At 69.3% G+C, this 2781-nt stretch carries 3 protein-coding genes; all 3 read left to right on the top strand.

Annotated elements, in window-relative coordinates; translation table 11 throughout:
- On the top strand, window positions 1-506 hold a 506-nt coding region (locus QZV72_RS01030), incomplete at its 5' end, for a hypothetical protein (protein WP_297004143.1).
- Window positions 503-1399, top strand: a complete 897-nt coding sequence (locus tag QZV72_RS01025) for an ABC transporter ATP-binding protein (protein WP_297004142.1) — start codon at window positions 503-505, stop codon at window positions 1397-1399. The genes QZV72_RS01030 and QZV72_RS01025, both read left to right, overlap by 4 nt.
- A 125-nt stretch (window positions 1400-1524) precedes the next feature.
- Window positions 1525-2682, top strand: coding sequence for a hypothetical protein (locus QZV72_RS01020; RefSeq protein ID WP_297004139.1), 1158 nt, complete (start codon window positions 1525-1527; stop codon window positions 2680-2682).
- Window positions 2683-2781 lie beyond the last annotated feature (99 nt).

Raw genomic sequence — 2781 nt, 5'->3', positions numbered from 1 at the left:
CGACCTCACGCGACCTCACGCTCCGCTACCCGGGTTCAGCACCGCAGACGCCGCCGGGCCTCGGCCCGGTCAGCCTCTCGCTGCTTTCCGTGGAGGACGTTGCGGACGCCGGAGCTGCCATGGACGCCCCACCGTCACCACCGTCACCACCGTCACCACCGGTTGCGGGCCGAACGCACCGTCGGCAACTGGTTCCTCGTCCTGCCGCCGGGGTCCTGGCCGGTGCGCTGGCCGTCGTCTTCTCCTACGAGGACATCGGGGCGGCGATCCTCTGGTTCCTGATGGTCAACGTCTTCCTCACCTTCTGCCCGCAGTCCCGGTGGGACGGGCTCACCCAGGTCGGCGGCTCATGGCTGCAGATCGCCTGGGTCGGGCTGGTCACACTGGTCTTCCTCAGTTACGCCAGCCATGAGGTGGTGACCGGCCGCCCGGACTGGATCAGCACCCGCATCATCCGTTCCCGACAGACAAGACAGCCCCGCGACAGGCAAGGAGCAGCAGCATGACCCTCACAACCGCATCCGCCCTCCACCTCCACAACGTCACGAAGACTTTCGGACGCACCACCGCGCTCAACGCCGTGACCTGTGATATTCCCCTCGGTCATGTCTACGGCCTCATCGGACGCAACGGTGCGGGCAAGACCACGCTGCTGCGGGCGCTGGCCGGGCAGGTCCGCGTCCGTGGCGTCCTCACCCTCGGTGCGGACGGGCCGCCGTTGCAGGACAACCCGGGCGTCCTCGACCACCTGGTTCTCGCCGGCGCGGACGTGCCCTATCCGCCGGACATGTCGGTGCGCACGCTCATGGACATCGCCGCCGCCCGCTGGACCACCTGGGACGAATCCTTCGCCGGCCGGCTGGTGGAACGGTTCTGCGTGGATCCGGAGGCGAACTTCTCCAGACTCTCCCGCGGGCAGAAGACCCTGGCCAGCCTGGTGATCGGGCTTGGCGTCCGCGCGCGGGTCACACTGCTCGACGAACCGTACCTCGGCCTCGACGTCCAGAACCGTGACCTGCTGTACGGCGTCCTGCTCGACGAGATCACCGCCGACCCGGACCGTACCTGGATCATCTCCACCCACCATGTGGAGGACGCCGCGCTGCTCCTCGACTCCGTCATCCTCATCGACCATGGCCGGGTGACCGAGGTCTGCCCGGTCGATGACCTGACCCGCGCCACGGCGGTCGTCGAGGGGGCGTCGGCTGCGGTGGCGTCCCTCCTCGACAACCTGCGGATTCCCGTCCTCAGGGAGGACGCCGCAGCGGGGCGGCGCCGTGTCACCCTGGCGGCCTCCGTGACGGATGCCGCCCTCGGTGAATGTGCCCGCGACCTCGGACTCCGGCTCAGTGAACCCGATCTGGAGCACGCGGTGCTCGCGAGGGGCGGTGAGCGGTGATGCCAGTGGCAGGGCGGACAGGGCAGACAGGACACACAGGACTGACAGGCCAGGCGGGGAGGGCCGGGGTCCTGCCCTGGCGGACGCACCTGCGGATCTGCCGCAGTACGGTGCTCTCGCACCGGATGTACCTCGTCTACGCGCTGGTGTTCCAGGTGCTCATCATCGTCATGGGGAGCGAGGGGGCGTGGTACCGCATCAGCGCCGTCGTTCTGCTCGGGCTCCTGCCCAGTGGACTGATGATGACCGTGGCACTGACCGGTGAGCAGCTGCGGGCCTTCGGATTCGCCACCGCCGACCAGCGGCGGCACCGTATCACGGTGATCCTGGTGACCGCGGTCTTCTGTGTGGTCGCCTTCGGGGTGAATGCCGCAGCCAATGTCCTGTCCGGTGGCCTGCCCTGGTGGTGCCTGGGTGCGGGCGCGGTACTGGCCCTGGTCCTGCTGGTGGTGCGGGCGATCCCCACCGGGGCGAGCGGGGACACACCGGCGACTCCGGAGAAGTCCCCCGAGCGTTGCCCGGGCTCCCCGGTCCGTCGCCCCCCGGCCGCGGGATCCGGAGGCCGGCAGCTGGTCGTGGTGGCGGTCCGTCGGCGGTGGCGTCCTGTGCTGTGGGCACTCGTCGCGCTGGTCGTGGGGCAGATCGTGGTGCGGATCGGCCTGCCGTCCGCCGTGGACACGGTGATGCCGGTCCTGATGATCGTGGTCGGTATGGCGGCGATCATCACTGGTCAGGAACTGTCCCGGATACTCACCACGGAGCTGGTCTTCAGCGGCTCCCGTAAAGGATGGCGGCAGGTGGTGCTCCGGGAAAGTGCGGTGGTGCCGGTCGCCGGCGTGGTCGGGGCCGGTGCGGCTGTGGGCCTGGACAGAGTGTTCGTCGGCCGACTGGGTTGGGTGGACGCCAATCCGCTGTCGGCGATCGACGAACCGTCGGACGCGGTCCCCGTCCTCGTCGCCGGGGCGGCCACCGGGGTGATCGTGGTGCTGGTGAGCATTGTCGCGGCCCTGGTGGACAAAGCCCTCCCGGGATGGGCCTCGATCATCGCCGTCATGGTCGGTGCCGCGTCCGTTGTCGGACTGCTCTACCTGGTGTGGTCCCCGGGAGCGTCCGGGTGGGGGGCGGGGTGGTCGAGCCTGTCTGGCGGTGTGCCCGTTCTCGTGGTCGGATCGCTGGCGGTGGTCCCGCTCGCGGCCTGGTTGGTCTCCCGGTGCTCCCTGCGCACGGACCGGGACACAACGGAGTGGTCCGGATTCGGGACGCCCCGCGGAGCTGCAGAGTGAAAATGGCCTCTACCTGGTCATTTGTGGTGCCTGGAGCACCTGTGTAGATTATGTCGAGTCAGCGCGACCGACACCGCCGGTCACCGGCCCGAAAGGGTG

Origin of the sequence: uncultured Corynebacterium sp. (assembly GCF_902782855.1) — a bacterium.
Classification (GTDB): domain Bacteria; phylum Actinomycetota; class Actinomycetes; order Mycobacteriales; family Mycobacteriaceae; genus Corynebacterium.
This window is presented reverse-complemented; position numbering and strand designations above follow the sequence as displayed.